This is a genomic window from Kocuria atrinae, assembly GCF_039531425.1.
GTDB classification, from domain to species: Bacteria; Actinomycetota; Actinomycetes; order Actinomycetales; family Micrococcaceae; genus Kocuria; species Kocuria atrinae.
On the sequence record NZ_BAAAQA010000025.1, the window covers coordinates 22,068 to 48,996 of the forward strand.

The window sequence follows — 26,929 nt, forward strand, 5'->3', positions numbered from 1 at the left end:
TCGCCGACGACGCCGCTCGCGCGGGCTTGCCGACAAAAGGTCAGGTATGTCAGGTGTTGAAGCCGCGGCCCAGAATCTTGAGGGTCTCGGTCAGGAGTTCGTTCCACTCACTTCGGGCTTGGTCGTTCAGTTCCCCGCCGGTGCGCAAGAGCCATGCGTCCATGCACACGGCCATGGAGTTGATGATGGAAGTGGCCACCAGCTGCAGTTCGAGCTGGCTGTGTTCGGGCAGCCGTTCGCGGAGCACGTGCTCCAACTGCTCGGTGGCCGTATTGGTCACGCGGAAACTCCAGAGCGCTGCGGTCGGTGATTCTTTGACCTCAGTTGCCTGGATCAGGAGCGGGCGCAGCGCTTCGACCAGGCTGTGAGCCCGCATCGCCGTGCACAGATCCCGATACACCGAACCCAGTGTTTGATCACCTAGCTCGGAAGGGTCCGGAAGTTCCGCAAGGATTGCCCCGATGAGATGTGAAACCAATTCCGAGAGGTACTCGTACCCCGCATCTTCCGCCGATGAGAAGTGGTTGAAAATGGTCCGCCGGGAGACGCCTGCCTTCTTGGCCAGGTCATCGACGGAGAACCCCTGAATGCCGTGGAGATCAGCCAGCTCACCCGCGGCCATCACAATGGCGCGCCGGTTGTGCCACTTGAGAGCACCCCGCTTGTCCTTGGGGGCTTCCCCCTGGCATGAAAAGTTCACGTGTCAACAGTAGGGCACTTGTTGCACTCTGTGCACCTTCTGAGCCTGAGTGTGAGCAAGCAGACTTCTTGGGGAAAGCTGGGGGTGCTTCTTAGGCGTTGGCGCTTCTCGTTCGGTGTGCGCAGCCGGCCGGGCGTCAGGCGTTTAGTGGCAACCGTCGGGTTCCCGCAGGCAGGCGTCAGGCTTCAAGCGAGGTAGCTCCGTTGGATTTCCTCGGGGACCATGCCACCGCCGGTCAGCCAAGCGATGTGGGTAGCGTTCTGCAGCCGCTGATCGGTGAGGTTCATTCGCTGACGATAGTCCGCATCGGTGGTGATCCACTGCGGGCCATCAAGGGCTGCCGCGGCGGAGGGCTCGGCGAGTATTCCCTCTGTTGCATACAGCGCTTTGACCAGATCTTTCATCCGCTGATCGGCCACCGTGTAGTAACCCTCGATGAGGCCCTGCATGCGTCGCCCCACGAAACCTGATGGTCTCCCTACGGCCAAACCGTCCGCCACCGTGTGGGTGTCCAAGCCGAGTTCGACCACGGAGATTTCATCGTGGAGTCCGGTGTAAACGCCCAGCATCATGCACGGCGCCGCGGTGGGTTCGGCGAAGACACAGTGGACGGCATCTCCGAATTCCAGCTTGAGTCCATAGGCCACCCCGCCCGGGGCACCGCCGATGCCGCACGGGAGATGGACGAACAGCGGGTGATCCTCGTCCACGGCGATGCCTTGGCCGGCTAACTGGCGAGCTACTCGTCTGCCCGCCACGGCGTAGCCGGCGAACAGGCTGACGGAGTGCTCGTCATCCACGAAGTGCGTGGTCGGGTCGGCCTGCGCGGCTTTACGTCCTGCCTCCACCGCAGCGGTGTAATCGGTACTGTGCTCCACCACTTCAACACCCAAACTGCGGAGCAGTTCCTTCTTCCAGGCTTGCGCGTGCGTTGACATGTGCACGTTGGCTTGCAGCCCGAGTGCGGCTGCAGTGATGCCGATGGACAGGCCCAGGTTCCCGGTTGAGCCGACGACCACCCGGTGCTCGGCCATGAGTTCGCGGAACGGATCCGAGCTGAACACGCGATAGTCCTTGATGCCGGCAACTTCATCCTCATGGCCGGCCACCGTGAGACCCGAGGTCAGGCTCTGAACCGTATCCGTGTCGTTCTCCGCAGCGCGGTTCGTGCTCTCGCCGACTTCAGCAGGTGACGGCAGCAACCCCGCCTCCATGACCAGTGATTCCGCGTACTCGAGAACCTCGTGCACTCCTCCGCGAGCCTTGATGGAGCCGCTCACGGGCAGAACGTCGTCGCGCTTGAGCAGCAACCGGCCCGCCGTCAGGCCCAGTTCACGTTGCATGTCCGGCGCGGCATGAAGCGGTGACTCGATCACTCCGCGAGCGTCCCCCGTCTCCGGAAACGCCTGGGCAATCCACGGAGCGAACCGCTCGAGTCGCGCGGCGGCGTCGTCCACGATCGCGGACGACAAACCCGACGCGACCAACCCCTCCGCGGTGGTGGTCACGGCCGGGTTGAACCACGCGGATGGTTCTTGATCTGCCAACCGAGCGAGGAACGGGTCGTCGCGAAAGTTGCCGCGCACTGCCATCACGCCTGCTGCGCCGCCACGGACACGCTGGCCGGATCGTCACCATTCCGTGCGGCACGCAGCAACGCCGTCAGGTTCTCCTCCGTCGGAGTGGTCGGATTGGATGCAGGGATGGCCTTCAGGGAGCGCTCCACGGCCTCCGCGATCCCGTCCTCGGTGAAGCCGATGTCCGCGAGCGCCCGGGGCGCATCGATCTCGCGATACAGGGAGCTTAAGGCCTCGGTTGCATCACCGGAGTCGGCGCCGAGAGCATCGGCCAACCGGGCCGAAACCTCCGGTACCGCCGGTGCATTGAACGCCAGAACGTAAGGCAAGACGGTCGCGTGGACCTGCGCATGCGGAAGGTTGAACGTCCCGCCCAGCACGTGCGCGATCTTGTGATGCATTCCGGAGCCGGCGGATGCGAAGGACAACGCCGCGAGGTAGCAGCCGTACAGCGCCATCTCGCGGGCGCGCAGATCGTCCGGATCGGCGGTGATACCTCGCAGGGCCATCGTCAGGGCGCGTGCGCCTTCGAGGGCGAACGTCCGATTGATCGGATCCGCCTTGGGCGCCCACAGCGAATCCACGCAGTGCGCCAGCCCGTTCAGGCCGGACGCGACCGACAGGCCCACCGGCAGGGAACGTGAGAGAGCGGCGTCGTAAATCACGGTGACCGGCAGGACCTTGGGATCCAGGCCGGTGGTCTTGGTGCGGTTCTCGGTCAGGCCCCATGTGTCGGTCGCCTCGGAGCCGGCGTAGGTCGTGGGCACAGCGATCAGCGGCAGACCGGACGTGAGCGCGACGGCCTTCCCCAGACCGATGGTCGAGCCGCCGCCCACGGTCACCAGCGCGTCGACCTTAGCCTCCGACGCCACCGCACGCGCCTTCTCCGCGAGCCCCACCGGGACGTGTTGGACCACCTCGTTCCACCACAGGTCGGGCTCGAGACGGGCGGTGATCTCCCGGGCGGCCCGTTCTGCGGATCCACCCGTGATGATCATGGGACGCGTGCTGCCCAGCCGCCCGAGTTCGGCTGTGAGGAATTCACCGGCCTTGTCGGAGCCAAACAACACCCGCTGGGCGGCGGTGCTGTGCTCGAACACCATGGGCTGATTGTCACCGGGCTTGGTCTGATTGGACCGTTGATCACTCACGAACATCCCGCTCTCTACGCACGAAGACTGGTTGGCTCCAGTCTGTCAGGTGCGCCGAGTCGACCCCAGAGCCATTTCGTGACGGTTTACTGCCGAGTATGGCGGCTTACCGTGCAGTAAGCCGTGATCAGATGGTGCCCGCTGCTTCCTCCCAGGTCCGGTACTGCGCAGCCAGCCGCACGGGAGCGTTGGGGGCGCCAAACCCGCGGTAGCCGCCGCGGCGTTCCACGACCTCCACGAACACCTCACCGAGGGTCGCGGTGTAGAAGTGCAGGAACTCACCGTGCTCGTCGCGGTCGTAGAGCAGACCGTGCTCGCGTAGTTCTGCCACCACGTCCGGGGCCAGATCGAAACGGGCCACGAGGTCTTCGTAGTAGTTCTCGGGAACCGGCAGGAACGTGAGGCCGCGGCGTCGTGCGCGGCGGGCCACGGCGACAATGTCCGTGCAGGCCAGCGCGACATGCTCGGGGTACGCCGCCCCCGTGTAGGCACCTTGTTCCGCCGCGGTGGGGGCGACGTTGAGCGGGATCCGCACGGTCTCGTCCGCGGAGCGCATGACCTGCGAGCGCACCAGTCCGGACGGCCCCGCGACCTCCTGAGCGGGCTGGGCGTGCAGGTCGAGCAGAGAGGTTAGGAACAGGACGGCCTCGTCGTAGTGCTGCCACGGCTGCGCGAGGTTCACGTGGTCCACGCCGGTGATCAGGGATTCCGACGTCGCCTCGGCCGGGTCCGCGCCGAACTCCTCCAGCCACGGGGGTACGCCACTGTCCGTGTGGGGACCGAAGAAGATCTCGGTGGCATCCGGTGCCACCACACCGTGCAGCACGGTTTCGTCCGGCTGCTGGGTGCGCGAGACCACCGGGGCGAGCAAGCGGGAGGCGCGGTGGGCGGCGTCGTCGGGGCTGTCGACCTGGAAGCCCAGGGCGGCCAGCCGCGTGGGCTGCTCGAGCGAGGCCTCGAGATCCTCCGCGATGACCATGCGCACCGGGCCCTGCGTCCACGCCTGAACGGTGTCCTTGCTGCGGTGGTGACCGGCGAGCTCGAAACCCAACTGGTGCAGCAGACGCGTGGTCTGGCCGAGCTTGGAAGTACGCAGTTCCACGAAGTCCCAGGCTCGCGGGGGCTGTGGATCGGGCAGGTCCACCAGCACGAGCGGCTCGCGTGCGGGGTCCTCGCCTGCCGCACGTACGGCATCTGCCGTCTGATCCTCAAGCCAGCGCAGTGAGCGCAGTCCGTCCACCGCGGTGCGGTGAACATCGGCCTGGCGGAAAGCATCGTTGAAGATCTCGAGCGAGACCGGACCCGCATAGCCGCATTCATGCAGGCGGGTGAGCACGTCCACCAGATCGAAGTCCCCCTCACCCGGGAACACGCGGTGGTGCCGCGACCACGAGAGGATGTCCTGCTTGAGCAGCGGCGCATCCGCGAGCTGGACGAAGAACAGCTTCTCCGGATCCAGCGACTCCACCCCGTCCACGGTGTCCCCGCGGGAGAGGATGTGGAAGCTGTCCAGGCACGTGCCCACTGCGGGGTGATCGGCAAGCTCCACGATGTGGTGGGCGCGGCGCCAGTCGTTGACGTTCTTGCCCCAGGCCAGCGCCTCGTAGGCGAGCTTGATGCCGTATTCGGCCGCCATGTCGCCGGCCTGTCGCAGCTGATCCGCGATCGCCTGGTCATCGTTCAGCGCCGCCGTGGCCACGTTGGAGCACATGAGCAGCACCGGGGTGCCGAGGCGCTTCATCAGCTCAAACTTGGCGCGCAGCCGGCGCAACGAATCGGGAAAATCCTCCGGGGCAACCTCTACGCCGTCACGGAAGGGCTGGTACATGTCCAGGGACAGACCCAGTTCGGCAGCCAACCCGCGCAGGTCTTCGGGCGAGGACGGCGAGACCACCAGGTCCTGCTCGAACACCTCGATCCCGTCGAATCCCGCGAGCGCGGCGGCCTGCATTTTCTCTTCGAGCGTGCCGGACAGGCACACCGTGGCGATGCTGGTTCTCACAGGGCGGCTCCCTTGTGCTGTTCCTCGGCTACCGGTGACTGCCCGGTCAGGGACAGGAAGTGATCGCGCATTCTCTGCCGGTCCGGTTCCAGATCGGTGAACAGCCTGAAGGCATCCACCGCCTGCCCCACCGCCATGTGGCCGCCATCCAGCACCTGGCAGCCCAGGGCCTTGGCCGCGGTCACGAGTTCGGTGGCCAGCGGCAAATAAACCACGTCCGCAACCCACTGCCGCGCATTGAGCAGGGCGGTATCGAACGGGGTGCCCGGGTGGTGATGCATCCCGACCGGGGTCGCGTTGACGACGCCGCTCGCCACCTTCACGAGTTCGGGTGCCTGTTCGGGGGAGGCAGTTTCGACGAGGGCGCCCGGGTACCGCTCGGCCAGGGCGGTGGCGCGCTGAGCCGCGCGAGCGACGTCGACGTCGATCAGATCCAGGCGCTGAACACCCGTGGTGAGCAGCGCCTCGGCCACCGCCGACCCTGCGCCGCCCGAGCCGAACTGGACCACGCGCTCCAGGTTGGCGCCGGGCAGGCCCGCGCGGAATCCGTCCGTGAAGCCGGAGCAGTCTGTGTTGTAGCCGATGAACTTGCCGTCCCTGATCAGCACCGTGTTGACGGCTCCGATCGCGGCTGCCTGGGGATCCACCTCGTCCAGATGCTCCAGGACGATCTGCTTGCACGGGTGCGTGATGTTGAACCCGTTGAACCCCAGATCCCGACCGGCGCGCAATAGCTCACCAACGTCCGCCCCGGGGCGGTTGATCACGGTGAGGTCCACGGGGCGGTAGAGGTAGCGCACACCGTGCTGGTCGGCTTCGCGCTCGTGCATGGGAGGGGTGAGGCTTTCGGTGATGCCGTCACCAATCAGGCCGATTAGGAAGGACTCAGTGCGAGTGGACATGCGGTTCCTTTCGGGGAATCCGTGGTGTTTCGGTGACTGGAAGTTCAGGTGACTGGGCGCGTTGAGCCGCCTGCCGGTGACGCGGTGACTACGGACGCTGCGGGAGTTGCGAGGCCAGTTGGGCGGCGGCGTCGTTGAGGAGGGGCAGGTTTTCTTCGAGCCCGGCCAGATTGCAGCGGTAAACGGGAGCAGCGAGCGCGAGAGCGGCTACGAGCGTTCCGCCCGGGGCCATGACCGGCACGGCTACGGCGCACATGCCGTCATCGTGTTCCTGATCCTGGGAAGCCCAGCCGCGTTCGCGGGTTTCCTCGAGAATGCGGCGGAGGTCCTCGCGATCGGCGAGGGAGCGGTCGGTGCGCTGGCCCAAGTCAATGCTGGCTACCAATTCGTCGCGCGTCTCCTGTGGGCTGAAGGCCAACAGCGCACGGCCCAGAGACGAGGTGTGCAGTTCGCCGCGGTCCCCCGGATCGGTGGTGATGCGGTGGTTGGGTCCGTCCACGGTGTGCACGGTGAGAAAACGATCCCCGTCCAACACGGCCAGCAGCGAGCTTTCGCCGGTGGCTTCGGTGAGCTTCCGCAGCACGGGGAGTGCGACGCCCGAGTACCCCCTGGCCGTGGCAACCTTCTGCCCCATCTGGAACACGAGCAGACCCAAGCGGTACTGCTTGGTGGCGGGGTCGTACTCGGCGAAGCCAGAATCAACCAGCGTGGTGAGCAGGCGATAGCAGGTGCTAAAGGCATAGCCGGAGTCAGCGACGATCTGACCCGCCGTGGCTCCGTGCGGGTAATTGGCCAACAGCTCCAGGAGCGTGAGCCCTTTGCGCACGGTGCCGGATCGGTCGGCAGGGCGCGCCTTGTCAGGCGGGCCTGCCGCGTCCGCCGCCGCGGCGGTGGTCTTGGTGGGGCTCATGGCGTGCTCCTGATTATTTCGGTCGGGTACTTGACGAACAGTGTGACCCACTTCATGCTTATGTTTCAAGTATTTGAAAACAGTTTCCAATATTTGGCAATCGCCGCAGCGGGGACGTTCGATCCCACGCCTTCCGTGAAGGATGACTTCTCATGAGCACCACCCACCACACAGGCTCCCCGGGGCCCACAAACCCGCCTCATCACTCGGCCGGAACTTCCGCCAAGACACCGAAGAAGGCCGCGCTCGCGAGCTGGATCGGCTCGGCTCTGGAGTACTACGACTTCGCCGTGTACGGCACCGCCGCGGCACTGGTGCTGAACCATCTCTTCTTCCCGGAGGATGCATCCCCGGGCGTTGCCATCCTGTTGTCCATGGGCACCGTGGGTGTGGCTTACGTGGTTCGCCCGCTGGGCGCGTTGATCATGGGGCCGCTGGGTGACAGGTACGGCCGCAAGTTCGTGCTCATGCTGACCCTGTTCATGATGGGTGGCGCCACCTTCGCGGTCGGCTGCTTGCCCACTTACGATCAGGCAGGCCTGTTGGCTCCGGCCTTGTTGGTGCTGTGCCGCGTGATCCAGGGCCTCTCGGCCTCCGGTGAGCAGGCGAGCGCCATCTCCGTTTCGCTCGAGCACTCGGATGACCGCCACCGCGCCTTCACCACCAGCTGGACCCTGCAGGGCACCCAGTTCGGCACCTTGCTGGCAACCGCCGTGTTCATCCCCTTCACCCTGATCCTCACCGAAGAACAGTTGTTCAGCTGGGGCTGGCGCGTACCGTTCTGGGCCTCCGCCGTGGTGGTCTTCGTGGCCTACATGATCCGCCGTCATCTGGAAGAGCCGCCGGCCTTCGAGGAAGCTCAGACCGAGGGCACCGAGGTCAAGCGCACCGCTCCCCTGAGCACCCTGTTGAAGTACCACAAGGCCGCCGTGATCCGCATTGCTGCCGCCGCAATGGTCAACACCATCAACGTGGTGTTCTTGGTGTGGTCACTGTCCTTCGCAACCTCCATCGTGGGCCTGGAACGTTCCACCATGCTGTGGGTCTCGGTGGTCGCGAACTTCGTGGCACTCTTCACCATCCCGGCGTGGGCGCTGTTGGCGGACAAGATCGGTCGCAAGCCCGTGTTCATCGTGGGCGTGCTGGGCGCCGTGGGCTTCATGTTCCCGTACTTGGCCGCGGTGTCCGCCGGTAACTGGACGCTCATCTTCGTCCTGGGTGCGCTGCTGTCCGGTTGCTTCTACTCCATGGCCAACGGCATCTGGCCCTCGTTCTACGCGGAGATGTTCCCGACCCGCGTTCGCGTGACCGGCCTGGCTCTGGGTACGCAGATCGGCTTTGCGATCTCCGGCGGCATCACGCCGTTCCTGGCCACTTCCGTGGCCGGCGCCGACGGATCCTCCTGGATCAACGTGGCCCTGGTCGTTGCAGCCGCGGGACTGATCTCGGTAGTCGCAGCACTGACCGCCAAGGAAACCAAGGACCGCTCGCTGGACGAGATCAACGACCTGCACACCACTCGCACCGAGGCACTCGAGCTGGGTGCCCTGGACCGCAAGGAGGCCTCGGCTGCGGGCCGTCGCTGACGCAGCCTCGCGGGGTGAGAACTCAGCCCCGTGATCTTTTGAACTAACCCACGCGACCCGACCCGGGCGGCGTCGTCACTCCTGGTGAGTGGCGGGCCGCTCGGGCTTGGTGATGTGCAGGGCGATGGACGCGAGTACGCCGACCACGGCGGCGGCCATCGTGAGCATGAATCCGCGCTCGGGCTGCACGGACAGCACGCCGCCCAGCGCGGCACCCAGCGAGACACCGAGCACCAGGCACGTGGTGAGCATGGTCATCACCGAGGCGATGCGATGCGAGGGTGCAATCCGCTCGCCGCGACCGAACGAGCTGACCAGCATGGTGCCCACACCCACGCCGATGATCACGAACAGTGCGGCAATCACCGGAGTACCGGGCAGGGACAGCAGACCGACGCAGGTCAGCGCGATGATGGATGCGCCGATGGCCACGCGCAAGGACAACGGGAAGCGCTCCGGCAGCCGGGAGACCAGAATGCTCGCGACCGCGCTGCCCGCGCCCATGAAGCCGTAGATGATGCCGGTGTAAGCCTCGGTGCCGCGGATCGCATTGATCGAAGTCAGCGCGGTCTGGGTCGAGCCGAACACGGTGCCCACGCACAGGCACACGATCATGGGCGGCACCACCTTGGTGATCGAGATCCCCCCGATGCCACCCGCTGCGGTTTCCTCGACCGTGGCCGCGCCGTGCTCGGTGCGGTGGCGCGCCAGGTACACGATGAACGCACCCTGGCCCACGATGACCCAGGCCATGATCGTGAGCAGCGCGGGATTGGGGCCGAGCAGACCAACGAGCAGACCGGCGATGACGGGGCCCAGGATGAAGCTGGTTTCGTCACAGGCCGTTTCGTAGCCCAGCGCACGACTGATCAGCCGCGGTTGCCGACGACGCCGCGCCAAGCCCGACCAGTGCGCCCTCGCGATCGCGCCCACTTGCGGGTTCGCGGAACCGACCAGGGCGGCGCACACGAGGATGAGAGCGGTGGGGCCTTCGTTGACGACCGTGAGAAGTAGTGCCGCGAGGCTCAGTAGTTGGACGAGCGTGGCACCCGTAACCACGGGCAACGGGCCAAAGTGATCGACGAGCCTGCCGACCAACGGGGCACCGACCGCTGAACCGAGTCCGACGGCTGCCACCGTGATGCCGGCCAGGCCCAGGCTCAGTCCGGCGCCGCTGACGTAGAGCAGTAGACCGAGTTGAACGGTAGCCGCGGGCAGACGGCCAATAAATGCCGTGATCAGGAACGGCCAGCCGCCTGCTTCGACGAGCGAATTCTGTGAAGAGAGTGGCCTCTGTGCCTGAGGCGCGGTCGAGCTGGACAAAGGAACCTCCGGGTACACCAAACCGCCGCACACCCGACCACACGTGCGGACCGATCCCTCTAAGTTCGCTTCACATGGTACGCGCGAATTGGGCGGTTGGTGGTGGGTGAGGTGGAGGGGTTGGTCACGGGTGAGCGTCGCTGGTGCGCGGGGCGTGGAGGGGCGCTGGAGTGTGCGGGCCCAGGCACCTGGTGGTTCGGTGGAGCACTTCTTCACAGGTGAGGGGTCGCTAGAACCCTTAGATGCGCTCCAGGTGTCGTTAGAGCCTTTTCCGCTGGGCAGACGGGTTCCATCGGCGCCCCAGATGTAGGCGGAGGTTCGAACGGCGCACCAGGTGCAACGGAAGTGAGACGTCACGCCATACTTGGGGCATGGAACAGGACTTGAGGTCCGCCGAGTTCGGCCCGCCGGGGCCGCTGCGGGATCAGCTGGTGCGGCTGATCCTCGATGGACAGAAGACGGTGACGAGTTCGTTGGTTTCCGACTACGAGATTGAAGGCGAAGCACTGCCTGAGCCAGGTGAGTTGGATCTCTTGCTGGATTCCAATGACCGTGGTGTTGCTGTTCTCGAGACCGTCGCGATCACCGTCGTGCCGTTGGGCGATATCCCCTGGTCCCATGTGGTGGCCGAGGGCGAGGGCCACACTTCATTGGACGAATGGCGCCGGGATCACGAGGGGTTCTGGGCCGCCCACTCCCCCATCGGTCGCCTTGATGACAGCACACCTGTGGTGATGCAGGAATTCCGAGTGGTGAAGCGGCTAGTGGCAGATTAGAACCCTCAGATACACGCCAGGTGCCGCTAGAACCTTTCCCACAAGGGATGAGGGTCCCAACGGCACTTCCCGTGTAATCGATGGCTCTAACGACACACCGGGTGCACCATGCACGGAGCACCAAAACCCATGCACGGAACGACGAGACGCAGATCACATTTAGGCGCATCATGTCTTCATGGCACACACGAATTTGAACAACTCCGACCAGCACACCGTGGTGATTGGCGCAGGAACAGCAGGATCCATCGTTGCGGGGAGGTTGGCCGCGGCCGGTCACACCGTGACTCTTCTGGAGGCCGGCGGCCAGGACACGAACCCCGCCATTGCAGAGCTCCCCCGTCTGGGCGAACTGTGGCACGGCGCCGAGGACTGGGATTACTTCACCGTCCCGCAAGAACACGCCTCCGGCCGGGTTATCCATTGGCCGCGCGGCCGCGTCTTGGGCGGCTCCCACGCACTCAACGCATCCATCTGGGTTCGCGGCAACCCACTCGACTACGACGACTGGGCCGCGGCGGGCTGCGACGGGTGGTCTTGGAGCGACGTCGGCCCCGTTTTCGAGGCCTTGGAAAATTACGACGGCGCTGCGTCGCCAGAAAATCTCAACCCCCGCGGCTCGCACGGCCCGATTCCCGTGGTGGGTGACTACGAACGCAGCCCGATCTTCGACTCAATCATTGCCGCGGCGGAGGCGGTGGGCGTGGAGTTCAATCCCGATTACAACGGGGACCAACAGGACGGTGTCTCTTACGAGCAGCTAACCATCCGGAACGGAAAACGCTGCACCACGTACACCTCGTACGTGAAGCCGCTGGTCGAGGCGGGGAAGATCACGGTTCGCACCGGGGCGATCGTGGAGAAGTTGTTGTTCGAGGACGGTGCGGTGGTCGGTGTGGAACTGCACTCGGGCGACAACCGAGAGGTCGAAGGCGTGGAATCGGACGACCCCGCGGCTAGGGAAGAAGGGAACGGCGAAATCATCCGCGCCGATCAAGTCATCCTGTGCGCCGGCGCCCTGGACAGCCCCAAGATTCTGATGCGTTCCGGAATCGGTCCGGCAGACCATCTGCGAGAGGTAGGAATCGAGCCGGTCATTGACCTGCCGGGTGTGGGTGAGAATCTGCACGACCATCTACTACTGCCGGTGATAGCCGAAGCCACCAGCCGGACCATCGATCACACAGTTGACGAGCAGTCGGTATCGCAAACGCACCTGTTCTGGCACTCGGGACCGGAGCAAGACCGGCCGGACACCCAGCCCATCCACTTCTGCGTCCCGATGTACGACGACAACATGACCGGGCCCGCCAATGCCTTCACACTGCACAGCGGCCTGGTACGGCCATACTCCCGCGGGACGATTCGGCTCACTGGGCCCAGCAGCACGGATCCCACCGAGTATGACCCGCAGATCTTCGCGGATCCGCGGGATCGAGAATCTCTGCGGGCCTCGTTCCGGCAGGCGCGGGAGATGGTCAGGACCGCACCGCTGGCCGAAGACTGGGGTGCGCGGGAGGTCTACCCCGAGTCCGACCTCGCCACCGAGGAGGAAGAGAACGCCTACATGGACCGGGCGGTGACCACCTACCACCACCAAGTGGGCACTTGCAGGATGGGCACTGATCCGATGGCGGTCGTGGACCCGGCGACTCTCAAGGTGCACGGGGTGGAAGGACTCCACGTGGTCGATGCATCGATCATGCCGTCCGTGACCACGGGAAACACCAACGCGCCGTCGGCGATGATCGGGGAGAAGGGCGCGCGGATGCTGCTGGGTGAGGAGTAGGCCGCATCTGGTGGGGCGCTAGAACCCTCGAACACACTTCAGGGGCCGTTGGAACCCTTCCCGCTTGGAAAAGGGTTCCAACGGCCCCTGAGATGTAAACGGCGGCTCTAACGGCCCACCACGTGCACAGCCAAGCCTCTTAGGAGCAAGGATGCGCGCAGGACCTACTGCACCGTCACCTTCGCGAAGGGGTAGTCGGTGTAACCGCGAGCCCCACCGCCGTAGAAGGTCTTGCTGTCCGGCTTGTTGAGTTCCAGGCCGTCGCGCCAGCGCTCAACCAGGTCCGGGTTGGCGATGAGTGCCCGGCCAACCACCACGGCGTCGGCAATGTTGTCCTGCACGATGTGCTCGGACTCTTCCAGATCCGTGTGCTCGCTGAAACCGCTGTTGAGCATGAACGGTCCGCCGAAACGCGTGCGCAGATCCTGCACGAATTCACTGTCGATGTCCTTGTACAACATGGACAGGTACGCCAGACCCAAATCCTTGATGCCGTCGACCAGGGTTTCGTAAGTGGCCACAGCGTCCTCGTGATCGGCTTCGACAGCACCCTGCACGTTGTGCTGCGGGGAGATGCGGATTCCCACGCGATCGGCACCGATTTCCTCAGCCACCGCGCGAGTCACCTCGATGACAAAGCGCGCACGGTTCTCGGGAGATCCGCCATACTCGTCGGTGCGTTGGTTGGATGCGGGGGTCAGGAACTGCTGCAACAGGTAGCCGTTGGCGCTGTGCAGTTCCACACCGTCCACACCGGCGTCCACGGCGCGGCGGGCTGCAGCCACGAATTCATCACGCACGCGCGGCAGTTCGTCGAGTTCCAGGGCGCGGGGCTCGGGAGTCTCTTCCTTACCGCCGGGGATGTGAATCGGCTGACCGGGTGCGATGGCGCTGGGTGCTTCGCCCTGCTGACCCTCGGTCAGCGCGGGGTGAACCAGTCGCCCGGCGTGCATGATCTGAATGAAGAACAAGCCATCGCGCTCGTGTACGGCGTCCGCCACTCGGCCCCAGCCTGCAGCCTGTTCGTCGGTCGCCAAGCCGGGTTCGTTGACGTAGCCGCGGCTCACCACGGTCGGGAACGTACCCTCAGCGACCACCAAACCTGCCGAGGCCCGCTGCGCGTAGTGCTCCACCATGATGTCGGTGGGCACGCCGTCGGCATCGGCACGCATACGGGTCAGCGGCGCCATCACCACGCGGTTCTTCAGTTCGTACTGGCCCACTTTCAGCGGGTCAAAAAGAATGGTCATGCGTGTCCTTCCACAGTCTTCACCGGGCCGCTACGCGGGCAGCGGCCCTGATACTTTCCGTAGACAACAACACGACGGCGCCCCGCGACATTCCGACGCCTCCCTGCCCCACCAACGCGCGAACCAAAAAAATGGCCACATGACCAATGACAGCCCTTCCAGCGGCACCTACCGTGGAGCCAATCGGAGAGGAAGGAAAGGATAGGAAGAAGTACATCCCGTCCGCGCTGATCCTGTTATTCATTGTGTTGGCGGTCATCGCGTACTTTGCGGCGTCGAACCCGGCGCTCGCACTCGTATCCGCCACATGTGGAGTCTTGGTGTGGGCACTCGTACCCAGCGGCCTCGGTCACTCCCCGGGGCCGGCCGGTGATGCTGACCCCAAGGAGCTTAAGACCTACCGCAAGGAGCACCCGGGCTCGACCGTGGCGGACGCAGTACGGGCGACCAGAAAGAAGTAGTCCATTCTCGGCGGCCCAGCAATGGCTCGCGGACCGCCGCTCGGTGAAAGTTACCGGTCCCGTCCCATCCGTGCCGCGGCGATGTTCGCCCCCAGAATCAGGGTGCGCATGAGCCGCTCGGTGGCCTCGATGAGCAGTCGTTCACCATCCGCCACGGCGTCCTGCAGCGACATGGGCACCGGCACAATCGATGCGATTGCATCAATTCCGATGTCGTAAACGTCCCGCGAGCCCTTGCCCAACGTTCCTGCCAGGCCGATCACCGGCACGCCGTGCAGAGTCGCGCGGCGGGCAATCTCCGCCGGAACCTTCCCCTTGGGCGTCTGGAAGTCGATGGCACCTTCAGCGGTGATCACCAGATCCGCCTTGCTGAGCAGATCGTCCAGATCAATCCCGGCCAGACCGGAGTCCAGTAGCGCCTGGAATCGCGGCATCAGAACCGCTCCCACCGCGGCCATGCCCGCACCCAAACCACCGGATGCGCCAGTGCCCACGCCGTGCGCAAAGCTCGTACCGCGAGCGGATTCCACACAGTCGCGGCCGAGCACGGCTGCCCAGTTGTCGAAGCCGTCCGAGAGTTGCTCGACCTGCTCCGGCGTTGCACCCTTCTGCGGCCCGAACACGCGCGCCACGCCCTTGGACCCGGTCAGCACATTGTGCGGATTCAGCGCCAGGGTGATCTGGGCCGAGCCATCTTTGAGGGCCGGGTGCAGATTAGTCATGTCCAGGCGATCGACCTTGGCCAGATTCGAACCGCCGTCCGGAACCTCGTTGCCATCGGCATCCAGCACGCCCACGCCCAAGGCCTTGAGCGCACCCAGACCGCCGTCGCTGGTACCGGAGTCACCGCAACCGACCAGGATCTTCAACAGACCCTCGTCCAGCGCGGCGGCAATCAGTTCGCCGACGCCGCGCGTGGTCGTAGCGCCCGGGTCACGTTGGTCCTTGGGCACCAGCCGCAAACCCGCCGCCGCAGCCATCTCGACCACCCCGGTGCCCTTAGCGGAGCCACCCAGAACTGCGTAGTGGGACTCGACCGGCTGACCCACGGGACCGGTCACGGTCATGGGAATCAGGTGACCAGCGGTGGCGGTGGCCAGCGTCTCCGCGGTGCCCTCGCCGCCGTCGGCAATCGGAACGGCGCGAATCATGGCGCCGGGTACGGCACGGCGTACGCCGGCCTGAATAGCGGCCGCCACGGCGTTGGAGTCCAGGGACTCCTTGAAGCCGGAGGGTGCGACCAAGATGTTCTGTGGGAAATGGGAAACCATGATGAGTTCGCTTTCTGTGGAGAGTGAACGAAACGGGTTCAGAGGAACAGCGGCATGCCCATGAGGGGCCAGATGACAAAGGAGAAGAACAGGACCATGCCCACCATCAGCGGCGCGAGGAAGGCGCTGAGTCGGAGCAAGTCCTTGGGCTGATAGGTCTCGATACCCTCGACGTCCGAGAAGAGGGTCACGGGCTTCGCGGAGCTCGTGAGCGTGTGGCAGAAACCAGCCGCCGCCGTGGAGGCGAAGGCCGCAGCCATGGGATCGACCCCAATTCCCGGGGCAAGCGAGACAACAATCGGAATCAGGACAGCGGATCGCGCCGAGCGCGACTGAATGATCAGGTGCGCTGCCGTGGACATCACCACGACCACCACCACAAAGACCACGCCCGCCGCAGCACCCGCCCCGGAGACCGGGCCGAGCACGCGCTGCGCCAGCCAATCCGCGGCACCGGACTCCACCAGGGCGGTGCCCAAGGTGAGGGTCGCGGCCATGAACAGGAGCATGGACCACGGCACGGTTTTCAATGCCTTACCCATGCTGACCAGTCCGTATCCGGGGCTCGTGGCCAACAACGCACCCAGCAGAGCCACCACCGCGGGATGCAGTCCGTGCAGAGATTCCGTGCACCACAGCACCACCACGGCCAGGGTGAGCAGTGCCGCGCGGGATTGCCCCACGGTGAGCGGACCGGTCAGAGGCATGGAGGTGTGTTCCTCGAGCTTCTCAACACTCACGTCCAATTTCTGCGAGCGGCCCTGCTTGTCCAGGAACAGCCACATGATCAGTTCGGCGCACGCGTAGGAGGAGATCACCGCGAGCGGCAGGCCGTAGATCAGCCACGTGGTGAACGAGAACCCTTCATAGCCGGAGGTCTGCAGGATCTGGCTGGTGATGATGTGCGCGCCGGCGCCCAGATAGGACGCGACGGCGGACAACAAAATCACCGACGGGAACAACAGAGACAGGGCCAACACGAGCCGCTTGCGGGCGTGCAACGCCTGCGCCAAGGCCACGAAAATGGGCAATGCGAGTGCCGCACGCCCGGACGTGGAGGGGATCGCGAACGCCGTGGCCACCAGGACACCGGTCACCAAATAAACGAGCTGCCGCACCCCGGTCGCACCGGTCACGATGTACACGGCCGCTCTGGTGGACAGTCCCGTGGCGGTCACACCGGCAGCAATCACGAATGCCGCGAGCAGCAGCCAGACGGTGTCCTCACCCAGTGATGAGAACAGCTGACTGTCCGAGAGCATGCCGGTGAGCACGAGCACGATGGCCGCACCCAACGCCACATAGGTGTCACCGATGGACGAGACGATCCACAGCCAAATGGCGATCGCGAACACGGCCAAGGTGAGGGCGCCCTGGGCAGGCAACCGGGCGACGTCGGCGGCCGGGGTCGGCCCGAAGGCCTCGAAAGCGCACCAGGCCACGAAGGCCAGTAGAAGGAGCGCACCGATGATGGCCGGAACGTTGTCTTTCGCCCATGTGATCGGGGTGTCCTTGGGCGCGAGCCCGGGTGGACGGGGCGGAGTGGTCGCGTACCGAACCGGCGGCTGATCAGATTCGGACGACGGAGAGGGCGCGGCTGAGGAACTCATCGTTCCTCCCGCATGGATTCGTGCACCTCTTCTGCGAGCTGTTCATCCTCCCCCGCCTTGCGTGGGGCCAGGGCGTCCACGGGAATGTCGATGCCGAACCGGGTGCCGGACGGTCCCCCGGATTCAACCCAGGCGCTGCCGTTGTGGGCGTCTGCCACAGCCCGCACCACGGCCAGTCCCAGGCCCATGCCGGACTCGTCCTCACTCTCGGAATTGGTGCGATACTCCTCGAACAGCCCCTCGGCCTGCTCCTGGTTGAGCGGAATACCGTGATTGGTGACCCACATGCTCAGGGTCTTGCCCTGATCGGTGAGGGTCGATCCCACGCGAATCGGGTCCTGCGGATCGGTGTGGTCCACCGCGTTGCGCACCACCTGGTGCATGGCATCCGCGATGCGCGCGGGATCCACCCAGGCCTCACCGTTAGCAGTGGATTCCAGGTTCCATTGCCGATTGGGATTATTCTCGGCGGCGTCCGCGTAGACCTCAACGGTCAGCTGTTTCAGGCTGACGTGCTGCGGTTTCACGAAGTTCGGTTTGTCGCTCTGCGCCAGCAGGTCCAGATCCACCAGAGTGCGGCGCATCGACCGGATCTGGCGGTTGGCCTGCTTGGCCGCACGACGCCGCTCGGCCGGGTTCTCGTCCGTGCTCGCCAGGACTTCGATGGCCTGCGCCGTGCGTGAGAGTGGTCCCCGCAGGTGCTGTTGTGCTTCCAGCACGAAGTGCTGCTGCGAACCGTAGGCGCGTTCCACACGATCCAGCATGTTGTTCAGGGTGTGCGCCAACTGAGATAAGTCGTCGCGGCCGTGCACGGGGATGCGCGTGGACAGGTCCTGCGCGGTGACTGAGTCCGCGACCTCACGCATGGTGCGGATGGGCTGCAGGATCCGACCCGCCGCGAGCCAACCGATACCGGCCGTCAGCAAGAGCCCGGCCATGGCGATGCCCACGAGAACCACGACCTGCCGGTTCACAGCTTCGCGCGCCTCTTGCGTGAAGTGCACGACGATCAGGGTGCCCTGTTCATCGCCATTTGGGGCACCGGCCGACATCTTGCCCCAGCGCATTTCGCCGTGCTCACTGTCCGAGACGCCGGAATTCTCGCTGGACTGCACCAGTTCGTTCAGACGTGCACGGTCACGGGCAAGCAACTCCCCCGGATCGTCACGGGCGTTGTCCGTGTACATGACCTGGTCACCCACCACGGCAATGATGGCTTCACCTGTGGCCGGGGTCTGCCGGGACAGGTAGCGCTGCATGAACGGTTCCAAGGAGGTGAACGGTTCTGCTGTGGTGGGGTCGACACCTTCTTGGGCGAAGACCCGGAACTCGTCGAACTCCTGCGAGATCGCAGCATTGGCGGACTCCGAAACCTGACCCATGAGGAACGAGCGCATGGTGACCGTGACTGCCAGTAGAGCCAGCAGTGTGGTCAACACGATCCAGCCCACGATGCGCCAACGGGCCGAGACCCGGGTCATTTCCATGGTGGAGTTCTGCGGTGTTTTAGTCATCGAGATCCCCATCCCACTCGTCATCCATGTCGTCATCGCTAGGGACTTGCACCGGGTGCGGGTTTTGGTAGACCTGCTGCGGAATTTCGCCCACGTTGGGCACGGGGACACCCGGACTTACGGGCGCCTCGGTGACCGGTGCAGGCGAGGGAGCGTCGGATTCCTCAGCTTGATCCGGTGCCACTGACGCCGCATCGCGGGGCTCAGCAGAACCAGACGGCGTGGCTGACGAGGACGCGGATGCTGCGGGCTCAGACGGTTCTCCGGAACCGCTCAATTGCACTTCGATGGTTTCCTGCGGCAACCGCGGGGGTTCCGCAGTCGACGCAAGGGACTGACTCGCGAGGGCGAGCGCGATGGGTACGCAAATGACGCCCAGCAGCATGAGAATTTTTCGGATCACGCCGTAAGGATTACCGCACCAGGTGAAAGCGGGGTTAACTAATCATTAAGGTGTTCTCATGTTGCCGCCCCTATCGGAAGCCGTGAACCCCCTCCGACATGCGGTTCTGCTCGCGGCTCGTACCCCGGAGGCAACGAGCCCCCTCATCAAATTTATTTTGTCATTGCATTGAATGATTAGAGGGGCTAATCCGCATTTATGGCGGATTTCCAAGGGCCTTTAGCCGAGAACAGTGAAACGCGTCAGATAACACTTCGATTACGAACCCGACATTCTGAAGAAGCCGGTGACCTCAGCACAGGGCTGCTGAGATCACCGGCCTCGACAGTGGGACCGAGCGGCGTCGTCGCCCGCTACCTAGAAATCACCTTGGGCGCGGCAACTGACTTGAGGCCCTCGACCCCGAATTCCAGGCCGTAACCGGAACTCTTGATGCCACCGAAGGGAACGCGCGGATCCACCGCACCGTGCTTGTTGATCCACACGGTGCCCGCCTCGATCCGCTGAGCGACCTCGACGGCGGCGCCCGGATCGGACGACCACACAGAGGCACCCAACCCCACGTCCAGCCCGTTGGCCATGGCGATCGCTTCGTCAAGATCCGAGTATTTGATGATCGGCAGGGCGGGGCCGAACTGCTCCTGCGCGACCAGGGGATTGTCATTGGGCAGGTCCGCGACCAAGGTGGTCGGATAGAAGTAGCCGGGCTGCTCAGCCTCCGGATCGCCACCGATGAGCACGCGGCCGCCGCCATTCTTGGCGTCCTCGACAAGCCCGGCCACGATGTCGTACTGCTGCTTGTTCTGCAACGGGCCCAGCACGTTCTGCTCTTCGCGACCATTGCCCATGGGCATCTGCTGGGCCACCGCGACCAAGGCGTCACACACGTCGTCGTAAACGTCCTCATGCACATAGAGGCGCTTGAGGGCGGCACAAGTCTGTCCGGTGTTGATGAAGGCGCCCCAGAACAGGTCGCCCGCGATTTTCTGGGCGTCCACATCGGGCAGCACAACGCCCGCGTCATTACCGCCCAACTCGAGAGTGAGGCGAGCCAAGCCATCCGCGGCGGAGCGCATAATCGCCTGACCGGTCTTGGTTGAACCCGTGAACATGATCTTGTCGATGCCGTCGTGCTCGGTCAGCGCCTGACCGATCTCTCCGCCACCCGGAACCACGTGGAGTACATCCGATGGCAGCGCTTGGTTGAGCACGTGAATGAGGCCCAGCACGGACAGCGGCGTGTACTCGGAGGGCTTGACCACCACCGTGCTGCCCATGCGCAAAGACGCAGCGACCTGCCACACGGTGATCATCATGGGCCAGTTCCACGGCCCGATCGCCCCGACAACACCCAGCGGCATGTAGTGCAGTTCGGCCTTGCCGGATTCGTCGTCCACGAGGACTTCCGGCTCCATGGGGGTGTCCGCATTCGCTCGCAGCCATGCGGCACAAGCACCGACCTCAAAGGCCGCATTGGGGCCGTTCTTGATTGGTTTGCCCTGCTCACGTGAGAGCAGTTCCGCGAGCGCTTCCGCGTTGGCCTCCACCGCATCCGCCGCTCGATGCAGGAACTCGGACCGCTTGGCATGGCCCGACGCCGCCCACTCTGGCTGCGCGGCGCGGGCCGCTTCGATCGCCTGGTTCAGTTCAGCCACCGTGGACTCGTGGACCTTGCCCACGAGCTCCCCCGTGGCCGGGTCGAGAATCTCGCGACCGGCTGGATTTTCAATGGCTGACAACAGTTCCTGATACGCGCTCATGGGTGCTCCTTGGATTGCAACGGCGGCCCACCACCGACTGGCGAAGGCCTGTCTCTGTACCCATTGTGGCGTGGATCACGCGCACTGATGTTGTCAGCCCGCGCAGCAGTTTTGGCCCCAGGTGCAGGAGGGGCCCTGAACATTTACATGACGGCACCTTGATCGGCACCGCGCAGTCAAAGACAACTGTCGAGCACTCCTGGACAACACCTTATGGATGTGACCTGGCTAACAATGGGCTAACCCAGCTGAAACCCGCATCGGAGGCTCACCGTGCAGCAACCTACTCGCCTCGCGAGGCGTCATTTATCCACCACAGCCCTGGTGTTCATGATCATCGCAGCGTCAGCGCCCTTGACTGTCTTGGCCGGCGGTGTGCCCACAAGCTTCGCTGTATCCGGCCTCCTCGGAGTGCCCGTGGGTTACCTGATCCTGGGACTCATCCTGGCTGTATTCGCCATTGGATACGGCGCCATGAGCGGCCATGTCCAGAACGCCGGAGCGTTCTACGCATACGTGGCCGAGGGCCTGGGAAACAGGCAGGGCATCGCAGCGGCCATCCTGGCGCTGGTCTCCTACAACATGATGCAGGTGGGCCTGTATGGACTATTCGGCTTCTCTCTGGCCGCGTTGATCACAGGGCTGTTCGGCATCGCGGTCCCGTGGTGGCTGGCCGCCCTGCTCGGATGGGTGATTGTTGGCGCTCTGGGTGTCAATAGTGTGGATCTCTCCGCCAAGGTCCTTGGTGTTCTGGTCGCACTCGAATTCCTGGTCGTGGGCGTGGTCTCCATCCTGGCGCTGGTAGCCGCCCCGGAGGGAATCGAGTTCCAGACTCTCGATCCACAGAACTTCTTCACGCCCGGAATTGGCGTACTTCTGGCTTTCGGTATCGCTGCGTTTATGGGGTTCGAATCGGGTGCCATCTATTCCGAAGAAACCAAGAATCCTCGCAAGACCGTGGCCCGCGCGACCTACGTCGCAGTGGCCGTAATCGCCGTGTTTTACATGTTTTCGTCATGGGCATTCTCGGTAGGCGTGGGCGCCTCGAGCATCGTGGCCTCGTCTCAAGAATTCGGGCCCGACCTCGTCTTCGTGTGGCTCGCGGAGCGCAGCCCTCTGCTTGCCGACGTCGCTAATGTCCTTTTCATCACCAGCCTGCTTGCCGCACTGGTCGCTTTTCACAACGGCGCCGCCAGGTATTTCTTCGCTTTAGGCCGCACCGGAGTGCTTCCGAAGAAACTCGGACTGACATCCGCTCGGACCGGCGCCCCGTTCGCGGGGTCCCTTGCGCAGTCTGCCGTGGCGGTTGTGGTCATCGTAGTTTTCGCACTGGCCGGTGCAGGATCGCCCTTGGGAGATCTTTTCCCAGTTCTGACGCTTTTCACCTGGCTGACCAACGCGGCCGCTTTTGGGCTGGTCTTCCTTCTGGCCATTACTTCTATCGCCGTGGTCGCATGGTTCTCCCGCCGTCATCACGGCCACGGTGTGGGCACGCGAGTGGTTGCCCCGGTGGTCTCGGCCCTCGGGTTGATCACCGTGGCCATCCTCATCCTGGTCAACTTCGACCTCATGATCGGGGCGGAGGGCCCATCACCGCTGGTGGCCATTATGCCGGGCATCATCATCGGCTCGGGAGTAGTGGGACTGATCTGGGGTGAAGTCCTTCGCCGACGCCGCCCGGACGTGTACCGGGCCATGCAGCACGAGGACCAGATCCCTGAGTCGCAAGAACTTCCGGTAGTCGCAAACCATCCCCATTCCTGATCTGTCCAACAACCCATTCACTGGAGGAATCACCATGAGCAATCCCCACGTCGTAGTTGTCGGGGCCGGCTTCGCTGGCCTAGTGGCGGCCCGAGAACTGCAGATGGCTGGCGTAGACGTGGAAATCGTTGAAGCCCGCGACCGTATCGGCGGACGAGCGTGGACCGAGGAACGAATGGGGCGCCCACTAGAGCTCGGTGCCACCTGGGTGCATTGGATGCAGCCTCACGTGTGGTCCGAGATCACCCGGTACGACCAAAGCATCTACCCCAGCCCGTTCTGTGATGACGCCTACTGGGTCACCGGCGACTCGGTCAAGCACGGTTCCGAAGCTGACCTCGAGGCCGCGATCGACCGCCCGATGCAGAAGATCTTCGAGAACTCTCGCGATTTCTTCCCGTACCCCTACGAACCACTGCATGTCCTCGATGAGCGCAGCGGAAGCTCCCCAGAACTGCGGCAGCAATTCCTCGCCGCTGACGAAGGTAGCGTTCTTGACTGCCTCCGCGATGGGTCCTTCAGCCAGGAAGAGATCGACCTCTGTAACGCCTTTTGGGCCGCCGGTTACATCGGTGACCCGGAACAGGGATCGCCGCTCATGGCCAAACAATGGGCGGCACTGTCCGATCACCGAATGAGCCTCATGGAAGAACAGACTCTTCGGTACAAACTCACGAATGGCATGCGGGGCATCTACGAGAACATCGCGGCCGACCTCAACTGCCCGATCAGGCTCAACACCCCGGTCAAGTCCATTGACCACCGAGCAGCCGGAGCCACGGTCACCCTGGAGAATGGTGAGAGCATCTCCTGCGACAGCGTGATCGTCACGGTCCCCGTGGGAGCGTTGCCCACCATCGAGTTCACCCCGACACTTCCAGACGGCATGCGCAACATCATCGATAAGAAGTGGAACTCCACCGGCTGCAAGATCTGGGTCAAGATCAAGGGCCACCACAGCATCCTTGGTTACGCCCCCACCCCCGCCAAGATGGCGATTTTCCGCAGCGAATTCTTTCTCGACGACGACACCACCATTTGCGTAGGGTTCGGCCCCCACCACGATCAGGTGAATCTCAACGACCCCAAACACGGGCAAGAGATCGTCAACCAATGGCGACCTGACCTGGAAGTCGTAGACTCCACCGGCCATGACTGGGTCGCGGACAAGTGGAGCGGTCAGGCTTGGGCAACGCTGCGTTCGGGACAGTTCACCAACGGCTGGCACCACTTCCGCACCACCGACAGCCGCCTGCATTTCGCGGGAGCGGACTGGGCGCGGGGCTGGCGCGGTGTCGTGGTGGATGGCGCCATTGAAACCGGGCTGAGCACGGCGCGAAACGTGATCAAGGAGCTGAAGGTCTAACCGTCATAACGCATGCTGGCCGGGCCCGGCGGGACACTCAGGCCCCGGCCAGGATGCGTCTTCGATATGCCGACGGCGTCTCCCCATACTCCGCTTTGAAGCTCTTACTTACGTGTGCTGCGTCCAGTAAGCCGTAGCGAGAACTCACGCTGTGCACCGTCTCGTCCGCGAGCGCGGGATCTGAGAGATCTTCACGGATCGCTTCCAACCGCTTCAGACGAACGGTCGAGGACACGGTGAGGTCCTGGGCCGCAAATCTGCTGTGCAGCTGGCGAACCGAAACGTACAGCGCCTTAGCAATGGTGCCCGGCGACAACTCAGAATCGCCCAGATGGTCGTCGATGTAGGCCGCTGCCTGCTGGACCAGCAGGTCTCCCGGCTGCTCCTCGCTGAGTTCCAGAACGTCCGAGGACAGCACGCTCACAAGCATGCCCAGCGCGCTCCTGACCAAACGCATGGCGTGGGGCCCGTGAAGTAGATCCATGTTCTCGGCGAGATCACGGAACATGGGGGCGGCCACCCGGCCCAGCCCATGGTCCTGGGTGATCCGCCGCGCGGTGACCATCTCCACCTGAGCCGGAGTCATGTGAACCACGGAGCGAGGAAACGTCATAACCATAGAGTGCTGCGGACCACGAAAATCCAGCTCGTAGGGCCGGTACGCTACGTACAGTCCCAGGTCACCGGGCTCCAACTGGCACTCACGCCCGTCCTGGCGGAGAGTGCACGCCCCTTCCAACTGCAGGCTGAGCTTGAAGTACTCCCCCTGGTCCTGCTCGACCAGCTGTGCAGTGCGCACCACCCGGTGAGCGTCGGTGGACATATCGAACAAATGCACGTCGTCGAGTTCCACCACGCGCAAGTTCGCGCGGAATTGGCCCTCATTGGGAGCAGTGATTTCCAATGCCGAGAACGAACCACGAATCACTTCCCGCCACTGCGGCATGGTCAGGCCGGTGTACAGACCGGCAGGTTCAACAGACGGTTGCTGGGGTGTCGCCATGTCCCTCTCTCCCTCGCTGCCCGGTTGACGGCATCCTACGAAGATTCGGGTGCGGCCGACACCAGGAGACCGATCCTCGCTAGCGGGACGGAGCGGCGTCGGCGGCTATCCGACGGCGCTGCGTAACCGGGCCCGGCATTCTCGGTAGACCGCAACGGGGTCGGCGGTCTCGCCACGCGTGGCCAACTCGCCCCAGCGGATCCAACTGACCCGCCACACTGCCACCGCTGTTTCGGAGATCAGCAGCAGCGTGGCCGGGTCTGCCTCCGGTAGTTGCTCGGCCAGACGTGCACGCAGGCGCACCGGGAGGACCAACTCTTGCGATGCTGCCAGAGACTGCAGATCCGCGTCCCGCGCCAGCAGTTTGGCCACGCGCCGGTGTTCATCGAGTTCGGGATCATTGTCCGCACCCATGACCGTTTCCGCCATGGTTTCCACCGCACGGAGTACCGCCGCGGGATCTGGATCAGTGATCTCAAGCGAATCGATGGCTCGCAGCATCCGCCGCTGACCGGGCAGTGCCGCTTGCTCCTTGGTCGAGAAATAGCGGAAGAACGTGCGCGGTGAAACCCCGGCGCGTTCGGCAATCTGGTGGACCGTGGTCTCCCGCACCCCGTGCGCCTCGAAAAGTTCCAGTGCAGCTTGATGGATCTCGCGCTGCGTTTCCAGTTTTCGACGAGCCCTCAGCCCCGCCTGCGGTTCATGCTCCATGACGCCCTCCCTGACGCTCGGCACCCCATTGTGACCAACCCCACGGCTTTATGTCACTTATGACAAAGTGGCATTCAGTGCCATTATTGAGTGTAATCCCCTCTGAGAAACAGGTACTTGCATGTCCCATGCCCACATTCAGGATGAGCCGACCACCGGCCAATTCCAAGCGGTAGCCGATACGGCCGCCCGATCCGCTCTCGAGCTCGAACCGGAGCGCCCCGCCACCAAGCACATCGTTGCCGTGATCTCCGTGCTGGTGACCTCCGCTCTGATCATGATTCTGAACGAAACGGTCCTGACGGTGGCCCTGCCCAACCTGATGGCCGACTTCAGCATTACTGCGGCCACGGCCCAGTGGCTGACCACAGGATTCATGCTGACCATGGCCGTGGTGATCCCCACGACCGGATGGATGCTCCAGCGTTTCACCACCAAGGGCCTGTTCACCGCGGCCCTGCTGTTGTTCGGGATCGGTACCGCCATGGCTGCGTTCGCGCCAAGCTTCGCCGTGGTCCTTCTGGGTCGGATTGTGCAGGCCGGCGGCACGGCCATCATCCTGCCGCTGTTGATGACCACCACCCTCACCTACGTTCCCCCGGCCCACCGCGGCACCATCATGGGACTCAACTCCGTGGTGATCTCAGTGGCTCCGGCCATTGGCCCGACCATCTCCGGCATGATCGTCAATGCCCTGAACTGGCGCTGGGTCTTCGGCCTGATGCTTCCGGTCGGGATGCTCGTGCTGCTCCTGGGTCTGGTGCTCATCAAGACGACCGGTGAGACCCGCAAGATTCCCCTGGACGCCTTCTCCGTGCTGCTCTCGGTCTTCGCCTTCGGAGGCATCGTTTACGGCCTGGGATCCATGAGCGCTTTGTTCCAGGGTTCGCTGCTTCCTGTGCTCGCCCTGGCGGTCGGCGCAGTCGCCCTTGCGCTGTTCACCATCCGCCAGGTGCGCCTCCAGCGCGCAACGGACGTCGCCCTCCTGGATGTGCGCTCCGTTCGTGAAGAAGCTACCCCCGGTGCCCGTCCGAGTGACCGTGGACTGATCCCTGCGACGTCGAAAATCCCGGCCTGACTCGATCGCGAGCCAAGCCGGG

Annotated in this window: 22 protein-coding genes; 7 read left to right on the top strand and 15 right to left on the bottom strand. The window is 64.2% G+C overall.

The window, feature by feature from the left end:
• Positions 1-49: 49 nt before the first annotated feature.
• The 6 genes from ABD283_RS11575 to ABD283_RS11600 all read right to left on the bottom strand — a co-directional run bounded on the left by ABD283_RS11575 (position 50) and on the right by ABD283_RS11600 (position 7,242).
• A complete protein-coding gene (locus ABD283_RS11575) occupies positions 50-700 on the bottom strand; it encodes a TetR/AcrR family transcriptional regulator (RefSeq protein WP_259917104.1) in 651 nt (216 codons plus the stop codon).
• A gap of 185 nt (positions 701-885) precedes the next feature.
• Positions 886-2,292 carry a D-serine ammonia-lyase gene (gene dsdA, locus ABD283_RS11580; protein WP_344225161.1) on the bottom strand — a complete coding sequence of 469 codons (1,407 nt, stop codon included), beginning with the start codon at positions 2,290-2,292 and terminating at the stop codon, positions 886-888.
• On the bottom strand, positions 2,292-3,380 hold the full coding sequence (locus tag ABD283_RS11585) for a maleylacetate reductase (protein ID WP_344225205.1): 1,089 nt from the start codon (positions 3,378-3,380) through the stop codon (positions 2,292-2,294). Before ABD283_RS11585 ends, dsdA begins: the two co-directional genes overlap by 1 nt.
• 175 nt (positions 3,381-3,555) lie before the next feature.
• A complete protein-coding gene (locus ABD283_RS11590; RefSeq protein WP_344225162.1) occupies positions 3,556-5,430 on the bottom strand; it encodes a bifunctional sugar phosphate isomerase/epimerase/4-hydroxyphenylpyruvate dioxygenase family protein in 1,875 nt (624 codons plus the stop codon).
• Positions 5,427-6,332, bottom strand: coding sequence for a shikimate dehydrogenase (locus ABD283_RS11595; RefSeq protein WP_344225163.1), 906 nt, complete (start codon positions 6,330-6,332; stop codon positions 5,427-5,429). The genes ABD283_RS11590 and ABD283_RS11595 overlap by 4 nt, the downstream gene beginning before the upstream one ends.
• Positions 6,333-6,420: 88 nt before the next feature.
• The gene (locus ABD283_RS11600; RefSeq protein ID WP_344225164.1) at positions 6,421-7,242 is read right to left on the bottom strand and encodes an IclR family transcriptional regulator; all 822 of its coding nucleotides are present in this window, start codon (positions 7,240-7,242) and stop codon (positions 6,421-6,423) included.
• Positions 7,243-7,394: 152 nt separating this feature from the next.
• Between ABD283_RS11600 and ABD283_RS11605 the strand changes: the two genes are divergently transcribed.
• Positions 7,395-8,828 (top strand): MFS transporter, encoded by a 1,434-nt coding sequence (locus tag ABD283_RS11605; protein WP_344225165.1) that lies wholly within the window; start codon positions 7,395-7,397, stop codon positions 8,826-8,828.
• A gap of 75 nt (positions 8,829-8,903) precedes the next feature.
• Here the strand turns inward: ABD283_RS11605 and ABD283_RS11610 are convergent, their stop codons facing one another.
• Positions 8,904-10,151 carry an MFS transporter gene (locus tag ABD283_RS11610; protein ID WP_344225166.1) on the bottom strand — a complete coding sequence of 416 codons (1,248 nt, stop codon included), beginning with the start codon at positions 10,149-10,151 and terminating at the stop codon, positions 8,904-8,906.
• 371 nt (positions 10,152-10,522) lie between these two features.
• Between ABD283_RS11610 and ABD283_RS11615 the strand changes: the two genes are divergently transcribed.
• Both ABD283_RS11615 and ABD283_RS11620 read left to right on the top strand, forming a co-directional pair.
• Complete coding sequence (locus ABD283_RS11615) at positions 10,523-10,927, top strand: ASCH domain-containing protein (protein WP_344225167.1); 405 nt, start codon at positions 10,523-10,525, stop codon at positions 10,925-10,927.
• A 178-nt stretch (positions 10,928-11,105) separates the two neighbouring features.
• Positions 11,106-12,716 (top strand): GMC family oxidoreductase, encoded by a 1,611-nt coding sequence (locus tag ABD283_RS11620; RefSeq protein WP_344225168.1) that lies wholly within the window; start codon positions 11,106-11,108, stop codon positions 12,714-12,716.
• A 164-nt stretch (positions 12,717-12,880) separates the two neighbouring features.
• Here ABD283_RS11620 and ABD283_RS11625 read toward each other — a convergent pair whose 3' ends face one another.
• Entirely contained in the window at positions 12,881-13,966 is a 1,086-nt protein-coding gene (locus ABD283_RS11625; protein WP_344225169.1) for an alkene reductase, read from the bottom strand.
• A gap of 146 nt (positions 13,967-14,112) precedes the next feature.
• Between ABD283_RS11625 and ABD283_RS11630 the strand changes: the two genes are divergently transcribed.
• Positions 14,113-14,427 carry a hypothetical protein gene (locus ABD283_RS11630; protein WP_344225170.1) on the top strand — a complete coding sequence of 105 codons (315 nt, stop codon included), beginning with the start codon at positions 14,113-14,115 and terminating at the stop codon, positions 14,425-14,427.
• Positions 14,428-14,477: 50 nt separating this feature from the next.
• Here ABD283_RS11630 and ABD283_RS11635 read toward each other — a convergent pair whose 3' ends face one another.
• The 5 genes from ABD283_RS11635 to ABD283_RS11655 form a co-directional block, all read right to left on the bottom strand.
• Entirely contained in the window at positions 14,478-15,698 is a 1,221-nt protein-coding gene (locus tag ABD283_RS11635; protein ID WP_344225171.1) for a glycerate kinase family protein, read from the bottom strand.
• Positions 15,699-15,736: 38 nt separating this feature from the next.
• On the bottom strand, positions 15,737-17,308 hold the full coding sequence (locus tag ABD283_RS11640; protein WP_344225172.1) for an SLC13 family permease: 1,572 nt from the start codon (positions 17,306-17,308) through the stop codon (positions 15,737-15,739).
• Positions 17,305-18,822: a sensor histidine kinase gene (locus ABD283_RS11645; protein WP_344225173.1), complete on the bottom strand. Its 1,518-nt coding sequence runs from the start codon at positions 18,820-18,822 to the stop codon at positions 17,305-17,307. The genes ABD283_RS11640 and ABD283_RS11645 overlap by 4 nt, the downstream gene beginning before the upstream one ends.
• Positions 18,815-19,225 (bottom strand): hypothetical protein, encoded by a 411-nt coding sequence (locus tag ABD283_RS11650; RefSeq protein ID WP_344225174.1) that lies wholly within the window; start codon positions 19,223-19,225, stop codon positions 18,815-18,817. Before ABD283_RS11650 ends, ABD283_RS11645 begins: the two co-directional genes overlap by 8 nt.
• Before the next feature lie 353 nt (positions 19,226-19,578).
• Positions 19,579-20,985, bottom strand: a complete 1,407-nt coding sequence (locus ABD283_RS11655; protein ID WP_344225175.1) for an aldehyde dehydrogenase family protein — start codon at positions 20,983-20,985, stop codon at positions 19,579-19,581.
• Between the two features lie 273 nt (positions 20,986-21,258).
• Between ABD283_RS11655 and ABD283_RS11660 the strand changes: the two genes are divergently transcribed.
• Together ABD283_RS11660 and ABD283_RS11665 are read left to right on the top strand one after the other, a co-directional pair.
• Positions 21,259-22,749 carry an APC family permease gene (locus ABD283_RS11660; RefSeq protein WP_344225176.1) on the top strand — a complete coding sequence of 497 codons (1,491 nt, stop codon included), beginning with the start codon at positions 21,259-21,261 and terminating at the stop codon, positions 22,747-22,749.
• A 34-nt stretch (positions 22,750-22,783) separates the two neighbouring features.
• Positions 22,784-24,115: an NAD(P)/FAD-dependent oxidoreductase gene (locus ABD283_RS11665; RefSeq protein ID WP_016996084.1), complete on the top strand. Its 1,332-nt coding sequence runs from the start codon at positions 22,784-22,786 to the stop codon at positions 24,113-24,115.
• 37 nt (positions 24,116-24,152) lie between these two features.
• Here the strand turns inward: ABD283_RS11665 and ABD283_RS11670 are convergent, their stop codons facing one another.
• Both ABD283_RS11670 and ABD283_RS11675 read right to left on the bottom strand, forming a co-directional pair.
• Positions 24,153-25,118, bottom strand: a complete 966-nt coding sequence (locus tag ABD283_RS11670) for an AraC-like ligand-binding domain-containing protein (RefSeq protein ID WP_344225177.1) — start codon at positions 25,116-25,118, stop codon at positions 24,153-24,155.
• 105 nt (positions 25,119-25,223) lie between these two features.
• A complete protein-coding gene (locus tag ABD283_RS11675) occupies positions 25,224-25,829 on the bottom strand; it encodes a TetR family transcriptional regulator (RefSeq protein WP_129701331.1) in 606 nt (201 codons plus the stop codon).
• A 121-nt stretch (positions 25,830-25,950) separates the two neighbouring features.
• Between ABD283_RS11675 and ABD283_RS11680 the strand changes: the two genes are divergently transcribed.
• Positions 25,951-26,907: an MFS transporter gene (locus ABD283_RS11680; protein ID WP_344225178.1), complete on the top strand. Its 957-nt coding sequence runs from the start codon at positions 25,951-25,953 to the stop codon at positions 26,905-26,907.
• The last annotated feature ends 22 nt before the right edge of the window (positions 26,908-26,929 follow it).

Excerpts from the sequence above, each read along its gene's own strand:
- ABD283_RS11680 (WP_344225178.1), top strand. The coding sequence starts at position 25,951 with ATGTCCCATGCCCACATTCAGGATGAGCCGACCACCGGCCAATTCCAA.
- ABD283_RS11635 (WP_344225171.1), bottom strand. The coding sequence starts at position 15,698 with ATGGTTTCCCATTTCCCACAGAACATCTTGGTCGCACCCTCCGGCTTC.
- ABD283_RS11655 (WP_344225175.1), bottom strand. The coding sequence starts at position 20,985 with ATGAGCGCGTATCAGGAACTGTTGTCAGCCATTGAAAATCCAGCCGGT.
- ABD283_RS11670 (WP_344225177.1), bottom strand. The coding sequence starts at position 25,118 with ATGGCGACACCCCAGCAACCGTCTGTTGAACCTGCCGGTCTGTACACC.
- ABD283_RS11630 (WP_344225170.1), top strand. The coding sequence starts at position 14,113 with ATGACAGCCCTTCCAGCGGCACCTACCGTGGAGCCAATCGGAGAGGAA.
- ABD283_RS11675 (WP_129701331.1), bottom strand. The coding sequence starts at position 25,829 with ATGGAGCATGAACCGCAGGCGGGGCTGAGGGCTCGTCGAAAACTGGAA.
- ABD283_RS11625 (WP_344225169.1), bottom strand. The coding sequence starts at position 13,966 with ATGACCATTCTTTTTGACCCGCTGAAAGTGGGCCAGTACGAACTGAAG.
- ABD283_RS11585 (WP_344225205.1), bottom strand. The coding sequence starts at position 3,380 with ATGGTGTTCGAGCACAGCACCGCCGCCCAGCGGGTGTTGTTTGGCTCC.
- ABD283_RS11665 (WP_016996084.1), top strand. The coding sequence starts at position 22,784 with ATGAGCAATCCCCACGTCGTAGTTGTCGGGGCCGGCTTCGCTGGCCTA.
- ABD283_RS11645 (WP_344225173.1), bottom strand. The coding sequence starts at position 18,822 with ATGACTAAAACACCGCAGAACTCCACCATGGAAATGACCCGGGTCTCG.
- ABD283_RS11640 (WP_344225172.1), bottom strand. The coding sequence starts at position 17,308 with ATGAGTTCCTCAGCCGCGCCCTCTCCGTCGTCCGAATCTGATCAGCCG.
- ABD283_RS11615 (WP_344225167.1), top strand. The coding sequence starts at position 10,523 with ATGGAACAGGACTTGAGGTCCGCCGAGTTCGGCCCGCCGGGGCCGCTG.
- dsdA (WP_344225161.1), bottom strand. The coding sequence starts at position 2,292 with ATGGCAGTGCGCGGCAACTTTCGCGACGACCCGTTCCTCGCTCGGTTG.
- ABD283_RS11605 (WP_344225165.1), top strand. The coding sequence starts at position 7,395 with ATGAGCACCACCCACCACACAGGCTCCCCGGGGCCCACAAACCCGCCT.
- ABD283_RS11595 (WP_344225163.1), bottom strand. The coding sequence starts at position 6,332 with ATGTCCACTCGCACTGAGTCCTTCCTAATCGGCCTGATTGGTGACGGC.
- ABD283_RS11620 (WP_344225168.1), top strand. The coding sequence starts at position 11,106 with ATGGCACACACGAATTTGAACAACTCCGACCAGCACACCGTGGTGATT.
- ABD283_RS11600 (WP_344225164.1), bottom strand. The coding sequence starts at position 7,242 with ATGAGCCCCACCAAGACCACCGCCGCGGCGGCGGACGCGGCAGGCCCG.